This is a genomic window from Mastigocoleus testarum BC008 (genome assembly GCF_001456025.1).
In the GTDB taxonomy this organism is placed as follows: Bacteria; Cyanobacteriota; Cyanobacteriia; order Cyanobacteriales; family Nostocaceae; genus Mastigocoleus; species Mastigocoleus testarum.
This window is the reverse complement of the sequence record NZ_LMTZ01000117.1, coordinates 53,246-71,043: the sequence shown is the minus strand read 5'-3', so window position 1 is coordinate 71,043 and position 17,798 is coordinate 53,246. Positions and strand designations below refer to the sequence as shown.

The window sequence follows — 17,798 nt, the reverse complement described above, 5'->3', positions numbered from 1 at the left end:
CGGGCGGTTTTCTCAGACGGGTCACTTCTAACCCATAATTTCTTTTAAGCTGCGAATCACTCGATCTTGTTGTTCTTCAGAAAGCTCTGGAAACATAGGTAAAGATACAACTTGATTGCAAACTTCTTCAGAAACTGGTAATGAAGAGATTTGATAACCCAAGTGTGCATAAACTTCTTGTAAATGCAAAGGACGAGGATAGTAAATCATTGTATTTACACCTCGTTCTTGTAATTTTTCCCTTACTAAGTCGCGTTTATTATCGAGTACTCGAATTGTGTATTGGTTCCATACTCCTTGTCCTCCTGCCAATTGTTGTGGAGTAATAATACCGGGGACCTGTGAAAGTTGCTGATGGTAACGATATGCTATTCTTTGTCTCTGTTTGTTCCAAATATCTAAATAACGCAGTTTAATTTGCAAAATAGCTGCTTGAATTGTATCTAAGCGACTATTAACACCTATATACTCATAGTGATATTTGGATTTTTGACCGTGGTCCTTGAGTACTCTTAGCTTTTTCGAAATTTCGTGATCGCTAGTAGTTATTGCACCTCCATCACCACAAGCACCAAGATTTTTGGTGGGATAAAAGCTAAAGCAACCTACTTGTCCGATACTTCCGACTTTTTGTTCGCCCCAAGTTGCTCCTGTAGATTGAGCGCAGTCTTCAATTACAACTAAATTATGCTTAGTAGCTAAATCCATTAATTTAGTCATATCAACCGGTTGTCCAAACAAATGAACCGGGATAATAGCTTTTGTTTTAGGTGTAATTGCAGCTTCAACTTGCTGTAGATCGAGGTTAAATGTGGCAGGATCTATATCAACGAAAACTGGTTGCGCCCCCGCACTACTAATAGTTTCGGATGTAGCAATAAAGGTAAAAGGAACTGTAATTACTTCGTCACCTGCACCAATATCGAATGCACGTAAGGCTAGATAAAGAGCATCAGTACCAGAGTTGCAAGCGATACATTCAGAGACACCATGATAAGTAGCAAACTGTTCCTCAAAACCTTCAACGAGCGGACCGCCAATATAGCGACCGGAAGCTAAAACCTCGAGGACAGCTGCACTTATTTCTGCTTCCATAGCAGCATACTGTTGTTTAATGTCAAAAGCAGGGATAGATTTTACAGTTTGAATCATAAATTTTTATGTGTGTTTAGAAAGATAGATACCAGTATTTACCAATATTTAATTTAGGCCAATCAATTTGGAATAATGGCATTTTTCATCATAGAAGGAGTAAAAAGCTGTCGTCTTTAATACTATTTGCCCAAGCATTTTTACTTGCTTTTGCATGGTATGTTATTGTAAACGCAATTGATATGATTGCTACTTTAAGCTGAAAATATTTGCCAATATTAGGCCATTAAGCTTTTTGAAAGCAAGGAGTTTAAAAATTGGTCGAATAGATTAGGTGGGATTTTTTGCATCATTACCCATCACTATCTTTGGTTATTACTGATTCGAGTCAAATAATGAATATTATTCAACTCACTTTTGCGGACTTAGTTAGCGCATTAGCATTAATGGGGATAGTTATAGCCCTATCTGCTTGGGAAAAATTAGGGTTAGAACTAAAATTTGCGATCGCAACTGGTAGAACTCTTCTCCAGGTAGTGGTGCTGGGATACATTTTGGATATTGTATTCACTTTGCATAGTATGTGGGCTGTTTTGGCGATGTTAGCAGTAATGCTTTCAATTGCGGCAATTATCGCACGCAATCGCATCGAACAAAAAAATCCCTTTATGCTTCCTTTGGTATGGGTTTCAATGCTTTTTAGTAGCACTGTGGCTATTATGTATATTAATTTACTGATAATTCAACCAAAGGTATGGTTTGAGCCCCAATACTTGATTCCTATTGCTGGGATGATTTTAGCCAGTGCAATGAATGCAGCAGCAATAGCAGGAGAAAGACTTGTAAAAACGATTAATTCTAGCCAGCAAGAAATTGAAACCCATTTGAGTTTGGGTGCATCTCCTCAACAAGCAATTCGACAATATCGTCAAGAAGCAATTCGTGCTGGGTTAATTCCTAGTATTAATCAGATGACAATTATTGCGATGATTGCAATACCAACATTCTTCTCCGGACAATTACTTAGTGGAGTCAATCCCCGTGAGGCAGCATCTTACCAAATTTTAATCGTGTTTGCGATCGCTTTTACTAATTTACTGACCTCTTTGTTGGTAACTTGGGGAATTTGTCGTCAGTCTTTTAATTCGGCAGCACAGTTGGTTGTTAGGTAATTGGTAATTGGTAATTGGTAATGGGTAATTGGTATACGCCCGCGCCTAACGGCGTTAGCATTAGCGAAAGCGAAGCGTGACGTTAGTCAGAGGCTTTGCCGACGCCGTAGGCTCTAGCGTGACATTAGCCATATGGTAATTGGTAGTTTTTCTCTACTGACTCCTGACTCCTGTAGAGACGTAGCATGCTACGTCTCTACGACTCCTGACTCCTGACTTCTGTTAGCAAAGCGGTGCGCTATTGCTCACTATTCTGACTTCTGACTCCTGACTCCTGACTCCTGTAGAGACGTAGCATGCTACGTCTCTACGACTCCTGACTCCTGACTTCTGTTAGCAAAGCGGTGCGCTATTGCTCACTATTCTGACTTCTGACTCCTGACTCCTGACTCCTGTAGAGACGTAGCATGCTACGTCTCTACGACTCCTGACTCCTGACTTCTGTTAGCAAAGCGGTGCGCTATTGCTCACTATTCTGACTTCTGACTCCTGACTCCTGACTCCTGTAGAGACGTAGCATGCTACGTCTCTACGACTCCTGACTCCTGACTTCTGTTAGCAAAGCGGTGCGCTATTGCTCACTATTCTGACTTCTGACTCCTGACTCCTGACTCCTGTAGAGACGTAGCATGCTACGTCTCTACGACTCCTGACTCCTGACTTCTGTTAGCAAAGCGGTGCGCTATTGCTCACTATTCTGACTTCTGACTCCTGACTCCTGACTCCTGTAGAGACGTAGCATGCTACGTCTCTACGACTCCTGACTCCTGACTTCTGTTAGCAAAGCGGTGCGCTATTGCTCACTATTCTGACTTCTGACTCCTGACTCCTGACTCCTGTAGAGACGTAGCATGCTACGTCTCTACGACTCCTGACTCCTGACTTCTGTTAGCAAAGCGGTGCGCTATTGCTCACTATTCTGACTTCTGACTCCTGACTCCTGACTCCTGTAGAGACGTAGCATGCTACGTCTCTACGACTCCTGACTCCTGACTTCTGTTAGCAAAGCGGTGCGCTATTGCTCACTATTCTGACTTCTGACTCCTGACTCCTGACTCCTGACTTCTGACTCCTTTAGTGAATTTTTGATTCTTGAATCACATTACCTTGAGCATCATAAACAAGAAGTGAGGATTTAGCATTGATACTGATTGCTTCTAAAGCTTGCTGTAACATTTGCAGATGACCGTTGACACTGGCGATCGGTTCAGAATCTCCCTGAAGACTAGCGTCGATTAAGCGTTGCTCTAATGCTTGCTCGTACTCACTGGTAACCCTAACCACAATTTGTTTGTTATTAAAAGTGTATTCGCAAACTATAACTTCACCAGAACAAGTTCTTTCTAAGTCGTTAAGAGTTTTTTCCTGCTCGGTATAAATTTTTAATCTTCGTTGTGCTTTGGTAAGAGCTGCGGTTAAAGGTTCTACTAAAGACTGTGTTTTTTGTGAATAAGATGTATTGCTTGCAATGTTTTGTGCGGTATTTAAAGCCTGTTTCCATTGCACAACAGCTAATTCCAATTGATGACTTCGTTCATAGCTTTCAGCTTGATTTGTGGCGCTGAGAATCTGTTCGTAGGATTTTGCAGCAGCTAACTCTTTGTTGGTACGTTGACGAGCTACAACAAGTTTGGGTTGATATTTTGCTAGCTTCTGTTGCGCTTGAAAATATGCAACACTAGTTTTGGGTATTGGTTTCAAGGCATTAACAACAATTTGCCAAGTAGATTGAGCTTTTTGTAAATCTTTTAAAGAACTCGCTTGTGTTTGTCGCACACTTGCTACTTTTGCTACAGATGAAGCATCTCTAATTTTTTTCAACCATCTCTCCTCACTGAATAATAGCTCATTTACAACTTTCAAGTTTTTACGATACACAGCTAGCTTTGGCTGTACAACGTTATATAGTTCGCTCTTGAGGTTGATGGTTTCTAATGGAGCGATCGCATTACGCCACAATTGCTGTCTGTTCTGGAGTTCTGATAAATTACTAATTTTACCCCAGTTTGCCTCGGTTGCTTGCCTAGCTGTTTGGAAGGCTTGCAATACTTGTTCAATTTGTTCTGATTTTTGAGATAAATTAATAATTAATTCATTTGCTTGGTTGTACTGAGGGGAAATTCCGGGAATTTTTTTTAGCGAATTAATTGCAAGATTAAGTTTTTTATGTCGAACCACCAAATCAGAATCGGAAGCAGCACCTCTTACTAATAGTGGCGATTTTTGTGTCAACATTTCTGCGGTATGAATTTGAGAACATTTTGACACAACGCAAGGGCTACTAAATAAATAGCCCGCAGTTCCAAATATTCCGACGATTCCCATAATTCCACAAATTAAAGTTCCTCTATGGGGTAATTTAGTCTTTGAAGATGGAGAAGATGTTAATATTTCTACTTCGATTTCATTTTCACTCGTATCTCTCAAAACAGGTTCTGGTTCTTCAATTGATTCAGAAGATGAGGGAGCAATCGATGGGAAAGATAAAGCCGCAGTAGAGGAACTACTGGAAATCGCTTCTTCGTTATCTTCTCCGGAATTCTGTCGACTTAAAGTTGCGGGTTCTTTCATTTCAAACTTTAAAGAACATTTTGCATAGGGAAGTTTTGCACCCACAACCCTGATAAACAGTTCTAGATACTGTTGAGACAAATTCAACTCTGATTCTAAAGCTTCTTCTATTACTGTAAAAATTGCTTTAGCATCAACCTTAACTCCTGACGGATGTTCAACTAAAACCATTGTTTGCTTCTTTTCAAAAGCACATCTCACTAGAAAAAATTCTCCAGAGGGAATTTCTGCGCGTAAATATTCTTGCAAAAGCTGAGCCAGGAATTGCAAATCTTTTTCAGAGGTCGATCCCAGACAGTGATTTTGCTGGTTTTGTTCTTCCTCGAACTTAGAATATGAACTTTCTGTATTGGTTGAATGCAGATACACGGTTGAACCCACCACAGCCATAAAACACAAACGACCAATTTTCTAACACAATTTATACAGTTTGTAAGTTATTTTTCACTATAAACTCAGTATTTAAACTTATGAAGGCAACCTTCATAAATTTCATACATCAACCAAAAAATCTTCTGAGAGATGCTTTGAGCCTAATTTGAGCCAAAACATATGCTTTACAAACTAGCTATAGCTACCTGAAAAATGATGAATCCAAGTTGATACTGATTTTTAGAATGAATATGAGAGGTGCAACAAAAAATTGTAAATAACTATAAAAGTAATCCCAAAGTCAAATTTTTCATCACACACAGTTTTTAATTAATCTTAATTTTCTAAATCATAACTATTGTGGACAGATAGCTAGGAGTAAAAAGCCACACTTACATTTATCAACTTTATGGGATAGAACATTATCCCTGCTAAGATGCTTTAACCTTAACCATGTCTTAGAGTTTTATATTTAGACTAAATACAAATATTTGTTTAGTAAATTGTTATTCCAATCTAGAATTTTAAATTCAAAAGAACAAATCAAGTTTTTTTAAACTAATTCCAAAATAAACTTAAATACATTGAGTAAATGATTTAAATTCGAAAAAATCATGATTTTTCAGTATTTCTTATTTTTGTAGCTGTGTACTTCAGTATCTAAAATTCAACTTAAATTTTATCTTTTGTGATTCATTTATGTTGTATGATGAAAATTCTATTTATTAATAGATGATATTTCATTTTCCGCGCAAAGCTGGAGATAAAACTGTCGCAAAACTACCGATGTAAAAATTACATATTAGTAATAGGACAAAGATAGTTGGCTATAAAAATTAATTTACTATTACTACTACATTAGATAGAATTAATAAGTAGAAGTCTTATTTTTATAGCCAAACTAAAGCTAGATTCTGCAATTAAAGGTGCAACATTTCTATTACTACCGATAGCTGCAGAATAGCTTTGTCAACGGCAAATTAGGGTGTATATCAATGGATTTGTTGGAATTCCAAGTTAAAGAATGGTTTAGGATGATCGGCATACCTGTATTGCCTTCTCAACGAATAGATCATCCTACAGATTTAAAAAGATTGAAAATCCGCTATCCCATAGTTTTAAAGTCTCAAGTTCATGGAGATAGACGTACTAAAGCTGGTGGAGTCAGATTCGTAGAGACAACTATTGATGCAATCGCAGCAGCACACAATATTTTTAATTTACCAATTTTGGGTGAACTACCGGATGTCTTGCTTGCGGAAGCAAAATTCGAGGTACATAAAGAGTTTTATTTGGCTGTAGTTCTGGATACTGCTTTGTGTAGACCAGTACTTTTGGGATGTAACGAACCCGATGTAGATTGGGAGCACTCAGAAAATAAGATGCAACATGTGGTGGTGGATCAAGATTTTTCCCCATTTTATGCCCGAAGATTAGCCTTAAAAATGGGTTTACGGGGCAAAATCATGCAATCGGTAAGTGCAATCCTGGAAAAGATGTACCGATTATTTACAGAAAAAGATTTAGAGCTAGTAGAAATTAACCCATTAGCCGTGAGTAGCTCCTCTCAGGTTATGGCTCTTAATGGTAATGTGCGAGTAAACGACCGAGCTATTGCTCGCCATCCGGAAATCGTTACCATGGCTGCGAAAATGACTAAGCGGTCTTATTCACGCCAAGCAAATGTTAATTTCAATACTTGGAATGGTCTGTATTTGACGGGTAATGTTGGGATCGTTGGTAATGGTGTAGGTTCGTTAATGACTACTTTAGATTCGGTTAGCAATGCAGGAGGTAAACCTGGAACCTGTTTAAATTTACGCCATTCTTCTTCGATTGATACCTCAAAGGTTACTTTTAGCGAGCGCCTTGAAACTGCTCTGCATATGATGGCTAATGACAAAAAGACTCATGTTATTTTAATTAATTTTCTGGGCAGTATACCTGCATCTGGAGGAGTAAGTCATGCAATCGAGAAATTTATTCAAAACTTTGAAAGTCAAATTAAACCACCAATGACGCGTTTAAATGGGAATAAAGGTCTTTCTTCTCGAAATTTACCACATTTAGTTGTTCGTCTCGCTGGTTCTGAGTACAAGACAGACCGAAAATATTTAACCGAATTAGAAACTCCTCGTAATTTAGCTTTAACAGTAGTAGAAAATTTAGATGAAGCAGTGGAAAGAACTGTTAGATTAACTAGTTCTGTAAGTTTATAAGGTTGTACTCATGACATCTGAATATCCATGATTACTTAATAATAATTCAGATAAAATCTAACCGAAGAGAATTATAAGTTTTGGGTACAAAACAAAAGGTAAAGTAGGATTTTTATTCTCTATATTCATGGTTATTATTAAGCTTTTTCTCTTTGGTATTAATTAAGCCAATCTCTATTTATTGGAAAAGAATTTGGTGTAATGTAAAAGCAAAGATAATTTTTTAGAAATCTAATATTTCTGGAGATGTAATATATTACATCTCTATTTTTCACGAACGCGACGAATAAAAATTTCGGAGATAATTAATTCCTCTGATTTGATAAGGTATGAAATTTTTCCTTGATTTTTAGTTTGATTTTTAGTTTGATTTTTAGTTAACATTAATATTTAACCCTTTATCTTAGATCGTAGAAAAAACGAACATTATTGATCCTCATTTGCTACTTTATATTCATGCTTGCTGATTTTATTTTCTTTTCCCAATGGCTGGGGTAGTGGGTAGCCCAATTTATTCGAACTCTTATGAATTTAACGCCAAACAGTAAAGTTTTAATCCAGGGTTTTAGTGAATTCATATGTGCATCTCATATTGCTCAAATGAAAGCATATGGCACAAATCTATTAGCAGGAGTGAATCCTGGATATGGTGGACAAGAAATATACGATCTGCCAATGTTTGATTTAGTGGAAGAAGTTGTAGATGAATTTGGAGTAGTTGATACAACAATTATCTGCGTACACTCTTACCAAGTACTGGACGCTGCATTAGAGGCGATCGCCTCAGGTATCCGCCAAATTATTATTATTTCACCTGGAGTTCCACCTCTGGATATGGTGAAGTTAGTGCGTAAAGCCGAGGCAAATGAAACCTTAATCGTGGGTCCTAATAGTCCGGGGATCATCGTACCAAGTAAAATTCTTTTGGGAACTCAACCAGCAGAATTTTATACTCCAGGTGTGGTTGGAATTATCAGTCGCAGTACAACTTTAACCTATGAAGTTGCGCGGGAATTAACAACAGCAGGTATTGGACAGTCAATCAGCGTCAGTATTGGTAGCGATGCAGTGGTTGGTTCATCTTTTAATCAATGGCTACAGATTCTTGATGAAGATGACTCAACTGAAGCTATTGTATTAGTTGGTCAACCTGGTGGAGGTAGTGAAGAAGCTGCAGCTCAGTATATTAAAGAAGCTATTGATAAACCAGTAGTTGCTTACATCGCAGGAACTCAAGTTCCACCAGCAAAGCATTGGCGTCAAACAGGAACTTTAGCAGCAGTCATAGGGCGCGATCCCGACTTTGGTACTGCTAAAAATAAACTAGCTGCTTTGTCTAAAGCAAAAGTTCCTGTTGCAGAACGTCCTTCTCAGATACCCGAATTAGTTAAGAAAATTTTAACTAACGAGTAATTTCGTTTGCTGACTTAGATTGAATTGATAACGGTAGATCCACAGTTGACAACAAAAAATAATAAGTGAATCCATTTTCACTTCAGCTTCGTATAAACCATGAAATGAAATTTTTGCTGAAGGGAGATTGTATGAGAGCTAAATATTTGGCTACACTCGTTACCGTTTCTATGCTGAGCTTGGGATTTATTGGAGCTTGTGCAAACCCATGTGCGGGTAAAACCACTGGTGATCCTGAGACAACACAAGAGGGTGCTAATCCTTGCGCTGCGAAAGATGTCGCGAATCCCTGTGCTGCAAAAGATAATGCTAATCCTTGTGCGGCTAAAGATAGTGCTAATCCTTGTGCTGCAAAGGATGAAACAAAAAACTAGCATTACTGATAGATTTCATATTGCTTGGATCGGCTATTCCAAAAGATGGAATTAATCAAAGGGAAAGAGAAATAATTTTTCTCTCCCTTTAATTTTTTCTTAAATGTTAGCCGTGAGCAAAATTAAACTGTTCTAGGTCAAGCAATTTATTGAATGCAGATATAAAAATAATTACCAATTACCAAAATTACTAGCAAATTTGCATATTTTTGTTGAGGACTTGAGTTGAGAGGCGAAAATGAAGTTACTCTCTATTTTCTTGCTCAGAAAATATAATCTTGTGGGCAAAATAAGTTAATAGATTTTGAATTTTTGAATTTTTGAATCGATCGCATGACTTCTATTTCCAATTCCTTCCAATCCTTAAGGGCTTCCAAATCTTGTGCTTTAATCCCTTTCATTACTGCGGGCGATCCCGATTTAGACACCACAGAGAAAGCTTTGCAAGTCTTAGACCGCAACGGTGCGGACTTTATTGAGTTGGGTGTTCCCTACTCCGATCCATTAGCAGATGGTCCTGTAATTCAAGCTGCTGCAACTCGGGCTTTAGAAAAAGGTACGAAGTTAGAGCAAGTTTTAGAAATGATTGCACGGGTTAGCCCTGAGTTACAAGCACCAATAATTTTATTTACTTATTACAATCCGATTTTGAACCGGGGAGTGAAGGAATTTTTAGCCCGGGTTGCTAAAGTTGGGGTACGAGGATTGGTAATACCGGATTTACCTTTAGAAGAAGCAGAGGACTTGATTCAAAATGCTGCAAATTTTGGGATTGAGGTAACTTTATTAGTCGCTCCTACTAGCTCTACAGAAAGAATAGAGGCTATTACCCGTCAATCCCAAGGTTTTATTTACTTAGTCAGCGTGACTGGGGTAACAGGAATGCGATCGCAAATGGAAAGTAGAGTAGAAGATTTGCTTGTCAGCATGCGAGATATAACTGATAAACCCATCGGTGTTGGTTTTGGAATTTCTGGTCCCGAGCAAGCACGTCAAGTCAAAGATTGGGGAGCAGATGCGGTAATTGTTGGTAGTGCTTTTGTGAAAAAATTGGCAAATGAAAACTCAGTAGAAGGATTACAAGCTGTTGGAGAACTTTGTCAGCAGTTAAAAGCAGCAATAAGTTCTAATGAAGTTGTGGGAAGAGTTTCAGGCTCATAATATAATCAAAACTGATTTTGATATGGGGATTTCCAGAAAATAATTTATACTATATTCTTCCTTTGCAGGAGCGCACCAATGACCAATGTGCGCTAATAGTATATTCTTTTTTTTTGGAAGTCCCTAACAGTAAAAAATATAGCACTACGTAATAAGGTTAGGATATTGGTAAATTCTGTTTTTCCTACGGACACATGCTTAGGCTTTGCCGACGCTGTAGGTATCGTAGCTATAAGCCTCTAGCGTATTGTAGATGTTTTGTTAGCAAAGCTATTTTGACCTGCGGGTGGCGCTATATTTTCTAAATTTTTATGACAAAAATCAAATAATTTGAATAAAACTCTTCCTAAAAACCTGATAGTTTTGAGAGAAATAAAATTCTCATGAAAATATGAAACATGAATGAGCAACAGCTTCAAGAGCTAGCTCTGCAAGCACAAAAACAACCTTTAGGTACAACAGGGAGGCGAATAGCCTTATCGAAATTAATTGATGCTATCTACCGTTCGCAAAAACTGATACATCCGTATAAAGGTCAGTTCCAAGGAATTTATGAATATATTTATCAAGAAGCACTGCAAGACTTATTTCTATATATATGCACAAATATTGATAAATATAACCCTGAACGTGGCAAATTCATAACTTGGATCAATATGTTATTAAGTCGACGTTTTTTTACAGAGGCAATTCCGAAAATAATTGGTCAGACGAATGAAATTAATATTGATAATTCTTTTTTAGATAATCAAGAGAATCTGATGTTTGAAAACGGAGAAAACGAAGATAATTATGTATCAATTTTTCACAATATCAGAAAATATATAGAAACAGACCCACAGGGAATTTTTAAGGAAGCATATATTAAAAAATATCCCCAAGTAAATTTCCAATTTATTGCGATAAAAAGATGGTCGGGTATATCTTGGAAAGATATTTCAGATGAATTGAATATTCCAATCCCAACTTTAAGTAACTTCTATCAACGAACTTTAGAAAAATTTAGCGGCAAATTTAGAGATTTATTTGGATGTCAAGATATTAGCTAGGGTCAAATTAATGAGTGATACAGCAACTTTTTCTACATTTTGCGGTCCAATATCAACTATTGCTAGAATGCGAGCAGAAAAATGGTCTAAGCAGCAAGTTACACCAGAAAAAAGTCAGCAGGTTTTACTTAACACTTTATCTGTATCTTTTGTTGACTTTTACCTTAAATGTATGGGTTTTAAAACCCATATTGAAGCTAGTGAAAGTTGGGATCCAGTACAACAAACCCTTACGGATATAGCTGATTTATTGCTCGAAAATTTAGGAAAATTAGAATGTCGTCCGGTTCAAAAAGATGAAAATTTTGTTTATATCCCACCGGAAGTCCAATCAAACCGTATTGGTTATGTCGCAGTGGCAATAAATAAATCTTTACAATCAGCCGAATTATTGGGATTTTTTAAAGAGACATCAATTGATAATCTACCTATTAATCAACTACAACCTTTAGAAAAATTACTAGAATATCTCGAATCTTTAGAATCTACAAGGTTAAAAAATACCATATCATCTGAAAAGAGACAGGTAAATTTAACAAAATGGTTTGAGAATATTTTTGAAGTAGATTGGCAAACTATTGAAAGTATTCTTTTAGCTAAACCAGGTTGGCAATTTAGAAGTGGTGAAGAAGATTTAAGCGGTTCTGTTGAAAGGGCTAAATTAATTGATTTTGGCATCAAAGCCAATAGAGAATCAGTAGGAATAGTTGTTAATATCAGTCGTGATAAAAACAACTTTGATGATTTAAATATTATTGTCAGCTTATATCCAGGACATGAAAACGAGTACTTACCACCTTTGCTTCATGTCATGATTTTAGATGACGAAGGAACTGCTGTGATGGAAGCTAAAACCAAAAACGATAACAGAAAAATTGAATTAGAGTTTAGTGCTTCTCGTGGAGATCTCTTCAGCATCAAGATAGTTTTAGGGGATGTCAGCGCAATCGAGAATTTTGCGATCTAAACTCAAGTTTATTGATCGATGTAAGTGAAGCTGGCTGCATAACTTGGAAGTAATGTCACTTATAGTAAGGTTAGTCTTATAAATCCTCTTGATAGTACCAATGGCGAAATTGCTTGTCCTAAAACTAGATGGGGATCTTCAGATGGGCATGCAAGTAACACTTTCAATTGCTCTAGAAGGTTACAGCCCCCATAAAGAACTTAATGCTAATTTACCACCAATTCCAGAATTACTGACAAAAATCGACCAGTGGCGGTCATATTATCGTAGTTTGGGAAAATCTAATCGTGCAATTAAAGCAATAAAAGTTACTTATGATGGTTCAATAGCCGAAAAGCGAGAAAGCTGCCAAAAATCCATTAGTGAGTTACAACAACAACTAAATAACTGGATGCGTTCGGAGTCCTTTCGCCCCATACGCGAGACTTGGTTGAAAGAATTAAAAGAAGATGAGTCAGCGCGGATACTCATTCGTACATCTTGTCAGCAATTACGACAAATACCATGGCATTTTTGGGATTTATTAGAAGGATACCCTAATATCGAACCGGCTTTAAGTGCGCCAGATTATTATCACAAACCCATAACACCAACAACGCCTACTTACAGAGATAAAGTCAAAATTCTGGCAATTCTAGGCAATAGTACTGGTATTGATGTCGAAGCAGATCGAAGATTACTCAATAGTTTACCAGATGCCAATGTCACGTTCTTAGTGCAACCCCAACGTCACCAAATCAACGATTCTTTATGGGAAGAACCTTGGGATATCCTGTTTTTTGCCGGTCACAGTCAGACAGTGGGAGATAGTGGTCGCATATATATTAATGAAAATAAAGAAAGTTTAACAACTGATGACCTCAAGTACGGTTTAAAAAAAGCTATCGCTAACGGTTTAGGTTTGGTGATTTTCAATTCCTGTGATGGTTTGGGATTAGCTTGTGACTTAGAAGCACTACACATTCCTCAAATGGTTGTGATGCGAGAACAAGTAGCAGATAAAGTCGCGCAGGTATTTTTAAAGTATTTTCTCACAGCTTTTGCTGCCGAACGCAAACCTTTGTATCAAGCGGTGAAAGAAGCAAGGTTGAAATTGCATGGTTTGGAAAATGACTATCCTTGTGCTTCTTTATTACCAGTGATTTGTCAAAATTCCTCTGCGGTCCCACCAACTTGGCTAGACTTAGGTCGCCGTCCGAGTAAAATCAGCCCCTATCGCGGTTTATTTGCTTTTCGGGAAGAAGACTCGCAGTTCTTTTTTGGACGGGAAAATTTTACCGATATGTTGTTAGAGGCTGTATATCATCAGCCTCTAGTTGCTGTTATCGGTTCTAGTGGTAGTGGTAAATCTAGTGTGGTTTTTGCTGGTTTGGTAAAACATTTGCGAGATACGAATAACTGGCATTTTATCGACTTCAGACCAGGTTCTAGACCCTTATTTTCCCTCGCTGCTGGATTAGTTTCTCAAGAAGAAAGTCATCTCAACCGCACTGAACGCCTCCGTTCTACGAGAAATCTTGCGAGCGATCTGAAACAATATGAGAATGGGTTGCTCGACGTAATTGATGATATCCTCAGGGAAGATCCAAGCAAACGTTTATTATTAATTGCCGATCAGTTTGAAGAACTTTACACTCTCTGCAAAGATCCAGAAGAGCGCAAAGCCTTCTTAGATAGATTGTTAGAAGCAATTAATAACTCTCGAAATTTCACTTTTGTTATCACTCTACGAGCAGATTTTCTGGGACAAGCATTATCTTATCGTCCCTTCGCTGATGCTTTACAGTACGCAGATTTAAAGCTTGGTCCTATGACAGAGGAAGAGTTGCAAGCAGCAGTAGAAAAACCCGCAGCGTTACTGGGAGTAACAATTGAGGAGGGACTTATCGAACGCATTCTTTCCAATGTGAGTGCTGAACCTGGGGATTTACCTTTATTGGAGTTTGCTCTAACTCAGTTGTGGGGAAAACAGCAAGATGCTCAATTGACACATATTGCTTACGATAAAATTGGCGGAGTAGAAGCAGCGTTAGCTTGTTATGCACAAGATGCATATAATCAGCTCAAATCCAAGGAGAAAGAAAGGGCACAACGAATTTTTATTCAACTTGTCCATCCAGGACAGGGAGCAGAAGATACCCGTCGTGTAGCTATCCGTACTGAGGTTGGTGAAGAAAACTGGGATTTGGTAAGTCGCTTGGCAGATGCTCGCTTAGTTGTTACCGGATATGATGAAAAAACTGGCTTAGAAACTGTAGAAATTGTCCATGAAGCTCTGATTCGCAATTGGGGACAACTACAAGAGTGGATGCAACAAGACCGGGACTTTCGTTTTTGGCAAGAGCAGTTACGGTCAGCTATGCGTACTTGGGAGAGTAGTGGCAAAGATGAGGGCGGCTTATTGCGAGGGAAGCCTTTGACAGATGCATTATATTGGCATGAAAAACGCTTAGTGGAACTGAGTTTGGCAGAGAGGAATTTTATTAAACTGAGCTTGGAATTGCGATCGCATAATAGTAAAAAGCAAAGACGAAGGCAACAATTTACTATTTTAGGTCTCTCAAGCGGTTTGATTATAGCCTTGAGCTTGGCTGGAGTGGCTTGGTGGCAATCACAAAACTCAGCAAAGAATGAAATAATATCTTTGATTAATGCTACAGAAGAACTTCTTGCTTCAGGACAAGAGTTTGATGCTTTAAAAAATAGTCTCAAAGCTGCGGACAAATTAACGCAGATACATCAGGACAAAGCCGATCTTAAACTTCAAGTTACTGCTGTATTGGGACAAGCGTTGCATGGAGTAAAGCAATTTAATCGTTTGGAGAGACATACCAGTTATGTAGAGAATGCCATATTTAGCCCTGATGGTCAAACCATTGTCACTACTAGTCATGACAGGACAGTTAAATTCTGGAATCGCAAGGGTCAGATGCTAAAAACTTTTGATGCACACGATCGTATCCTAGAAAGTATTAGTTTCAGCCCTGATGGTCAAATTTTTGTTACTACTAGTCAGGATGATACAGCCAAGCTATGGAATAGGGAGGGCAAACTTCTCAAAACTCTTAGAGAAGATACAAATCATGATGTTAATAGTGTTGCATTTAGCCCTGATGGGAAAATCTTTGCCACTGCTAGCGACGACCGGACGGTGAAATTATGGAACCGGGAAGGTCAACTGTTAAAAACTTTTCGGGGACATAGGGATTGGGTTCATAGCGTTACCTTTAGCCCTGATGGTAAAATCCTTGCTAGTGCGAGCAAAGACCGGACAGTCAAACTGTGGAACCGGGAGGGACAGATCCTAAAAACCCTTGCTTCCACGGAACCCGATGGGAAAATTGAACATAGCGAGCGGGAAAATAGCGTCAGTTTTAGCCCTGACGGTAAAACCCTTGCCACTGTTGGTGAAAAGATAGTGAAATTATGGAACAAAGAAGGTGAACTCCTCAACAGCTTCCTTGGAGATAGCACTCGGGTAAATAGTGTTAAATTTAGCCCCAACGGTCAAACTTTAGCTACCGCTGGTAACGATAAGAAAGTTAAAATTTGGAGCCGAGAGGGTAAACTCCTCAAAACCCTTATTGGTCATAATGCGTTAGTTAATAGTGCTAATTTTAGCCCGGACGGTAAGATCCTTGCTAGTGCTAGTACCGATCACACTGTAATCCTCTGGAACTTAGATAACAAACTATTTCCAACTCTCACCAAACATAAGGACTGGGTTAATAGCGTTACATTTAGTCCTGACAGTCAAATCCTCGCCACTGCTAGTAATGACAAAACAGCTAAACTGTGGAACCGCAAAGGTGAACTATTACAAACCTTGACAGGACATAGCGACCGGGTAAATGGCGTTGGGTTTGCACCAAACAAAGGCTCTACGAGCCAAGGAATTGGTCAAAGAATTATTGTCACAGTCAGTGATGATAAAACAGTTAAATTATGGAATATAAAGGGTCAACTACTAAAAACTCTTCACAACGCCCATGGCGATCGGATAAATAGCGTTACATTCAGCCCCAACGGTCAAATATTTGCCACAGCCAGTGATGATAAAACCATAAAATTATGGAATCTCAAGGGTCACTTAGTAAACACCTTTACTGCTCAACATCAGGATCGGGTAAATAGCGTTACATTTAGCACTGACGGCAAAATCCTTGCTACTACCAGTAATGACCTGACAGTTAAATTGTGGAATCGCCAAGGTCAGTTACTAAACACTCTTATTGGACATCACTCTTGGACTCGAAGAGTTGCATTTAGCCCCGACGGTAAAACCATCGCCACTAGTAGTTTAGACAACAATATCAAACTATGGAATCGATCAGGCAAATTTCTTAAAACTCTTACTGGACATCGCAACCATGTCCAAGGTCTTAGTTTCAGTCCCATTAGGATGACGACCCAAGAGGGTTTCGGTCAAATCTTGGCTAGCGCTAGTCATGATGGAACAGTCAAATTATGGAACCGGGAAGGTCAACTGCTAAAAACACTTACCGGACATAGTGATTTTGTCACAAGTGCAAAATTTAGTCCCGATGGTAAAATCCTCGCCACAGGGGGTTGGGATAAAAAGGTAATTTTATGGAATTTCGATTTTGATGATTTACAAAAGCAGGGATGTGCTTGGTTAAAGAATTATCTCATCACTCACCCTGACGCCTTGGAAGATTTAGAACAATGTAAAACTCCTGTTATTTTAGCAGATAGCGCTCCTGCAATAATTCTTCAAGGTGAAGAACTAGTTAAAGAAGGCGATATTGAAGGTGGAATTACTAAATTTCGCACAGCGCTAGATTGGAATTCTCAGTTAAATTTTAATCCCATAACAAAAGCAAAAGCCCTAACTTTACTTAAAGAAGGAGAATATACAGGACAACAGGGCGATCTGGAAAGCATGGTCGTTAAGTTTCGAGAAGCGTTAGAACTAGATACAAATCAAGCAAATAGTCGGTTTGCATTTTCAATCCTAGTTAGGACAGGGAAAAGCTTTGCCAGAAATGGTAAGGTGAAGCAAGCGATCGCAGCTTACGCACAAGCCGAAAAGCTTACTTCACAAAAAATTTCTGCAAATTATTGGAATATCCTTTGTCGGTTTGGTAGCCTACATGGATATGCTGCTGATGTTATGCATTTTTGTGAAAAAGCATTGGCTCTTGCTCCTGATGATGCAGCAATTATAGATAGTCGCGGTATTGCTAAAGCACTAACAGGCAATACTAAAGGAGCTATCGAGGACTTTCAACCTTTCATCCTTTGGACTAACAGTCAGAACAAGAAATCACGACGACAACGTTGGATTAAGACCCTAGAAGCTGGGAAAAACCCTTTCACCACTGAAGAGATTAAAAGTTTATTGAATGAAGATTCAGATCGGCTTTGATAGAGTGATTTTATAAAGT

General features: G+C 38.4%; 10 protein-coding genes. 8 read left to right on the top strand and 2 right to left on the bottom strand.

Going from position 1 to position 17,798, the window contains the following annotated elements; genetic code table 11:
• Positions 1–27: 27 nt before the first annotated feature.
• On the bottom strand, positions 28–1,152 hold the full coding sequence (locus tag BC008_RS29630; protein WP_027846814.1) for a DegT/DnrJ/EryC1/StrS family aminotransferase: 1,125 nt from the start codon (positions 1,150–1,152) through the stop codon (positions 28–30).
• A 332-nt stretch (positions 1,153–1,484) separates the two neighbouring features.
• Here BC008_RS29630 and BC008_RS29625 point away from each other — a divergent pair, with 332 nt between their 5' ends.
• Positions 1,485–2,264, top strand: coding sequence for an ABC transporter permease (locus BC008_RS29625; RefSeq protein ID WP_027846815.1), 780 nt, complete (start codon positions 1,485–1,487; stop codon positions 2,262–2,264).
• 1,074 nt (positions 2,265–3,338) lie between these two features.
• Here BC008_RS29625 and BC008_RS29620 read toward each other — a convergent pair.
• A complete protein-coding gene (locus BC008_RS29620) occupies positions 3,339–5,204 on the bottom strand; it encodes a hypothetical protein (protein ID WP_153009683.1) in 1,866 nt (621 codons plus the stop codon).
• Between the two features lie 998 nt (positions 5,205–6,202).
• Here BC008_RS29620 and BC008_RS29615 point away from each other — a divergent pair.
• The 7 genes from BC008_RS29615 to BC008_RS29585 all read left to right on the top strand — a co-directional run bounded on the left by BC008_RS29615 (position 6,203) and on the right by BC008_RS29585 (position 17,779).
• Positions 6,203–7,426, top strand: a complete 1,224-nt coding sequence (locus BC008_RS29615) for an ATP-grasp domain-containing protein (protein WP_027841910.1) — start codon at positions 6,203–6,205, stop codon at positions 7,424–7,426.
• 525 nt (positions 7,427–7,951) lie between these two features.
• Positions 7,952–8,839: a succinate--CoA ligase subunit alpha gene (locus BC008_RS29610; protein ID WP_027841911.1), complete on the top strand. Its 888-nt coding sequence runs from the start codon at positions 7,952–7,954 to the stop codon at positions 8,837–8,839.
• A 131-nt stretch (positions 8,840–8,970) separates the two neighbouring features.
• A complete protein-coding gene (locus BC008_RS29605) occupies positions 8,971–9,213 on the top strand; it encodes a hypothetical protein (protein ID WP_027841912.1) in 243 nt (80 codons plus the stop codon).
• A 333-nt stretch (positions 9,214–9,546) separates the two neighbouring features.
• Entirely contained in the window at positions 9,547–10,374 is an 828-nt protein-coding gene (gene trpA / locus BC008_RS29600; protein ID WP_027841913.1) for a tryptophan synthase subunit alpha, read from the top strand.
• Between the two features lie 398 nt (positions 10,375–10,772).
• A complete protein-coding gene (locus tag BC008_RS29595) occupies positions 10,773–11,423 on the top strand; it encodes a hypothetical protein (protein WP_027841914.1) in 651 nt (216 codons plus the stop codon).
• Positions 11,424–11,433: 10 nt separating this feature from the next.
• Positions 11,434–12,390 (top strand): DUF1822 family protein, encoded by a 957-nt coding sequence (locus BC008_RS29590; RefSeq protein WP_027841915.1) that lies wholly within the window; start codon positions 11,434–11,436, stop codon positions 12,388–12,390.
• A 100-nt stretch (positions 12,391–12,490) separates the two neighbouring features.
• On the top strand, positions 12,491–17,779 hold the full coding sequence (locus BC008_RS29585) for an nSTAND1 domain-containing NTPase (RefSeq protein WP_063800834.1): 5,289 nt from the start codon (positions 12,491–12,493) through the stop codon (positions 17,777–17,779).
• Positions 17,780–17,798: the final 19 nt, after the last annotated feature.

Bases quoted from the DNA above. Each gene is read 5' to 3' on its own strand.
- BC008_RS29615 (WP_027841910.1), top strand. From the start codon at position 6,203: ATGGATTTGTTGGAATTCCAAGTTAAAGAATGGTTTAGGATGATCGGC.
- BC008_RS29590 (WP_027841915.1), top strand. From the start codon at position 11,434: ATGAGTGATACAGCAACTTTTTCTACATTTTGCGGTCCAATATCAACT.
- BC008_RS29630 (WP_027846814.1), bottom strand. From the start codon at position 1,152: ATGATTCAAACTGTAAAATCTATCCCTGCTTTTGACATTAAACAACAG.
- BC008_RS29610 (WP_027841911.1), top strand. From the start codon at position 7,952: ATGAATTTAACGCCAAACAGTAAAGTTTTAATCCAGGGTTTTAGTGAA.
- BC008_RS29595 (WP_027841914.1), top strand. From the start codon at position 10,773: ATGAATGAGCAACAGCTTCAAGAGCTAGCTCTGCAAGCACAAAAACAA.
- BC008_RS29605 (WP_027841912.1), top strand. From the start codon at position 8,971: ATGAGAGCTAAATATTTGGCTACACTCGTTACCGTTTCTATGCTGAGC.
- trpA (WP_027841913.1), top strand. From the start codon at position 9,547: ATGACTTCTATTTCCAATTCCTTCCAATCCTTAAGGGCTTCCAAATCT.
- BC008_RS29585 (WP_063800834.1), top strand. From the start codon at position 12,491: ATGGCGAAATTGCTTGTCCTAAAACTAGATGGGGATCTTCAGATGGGC.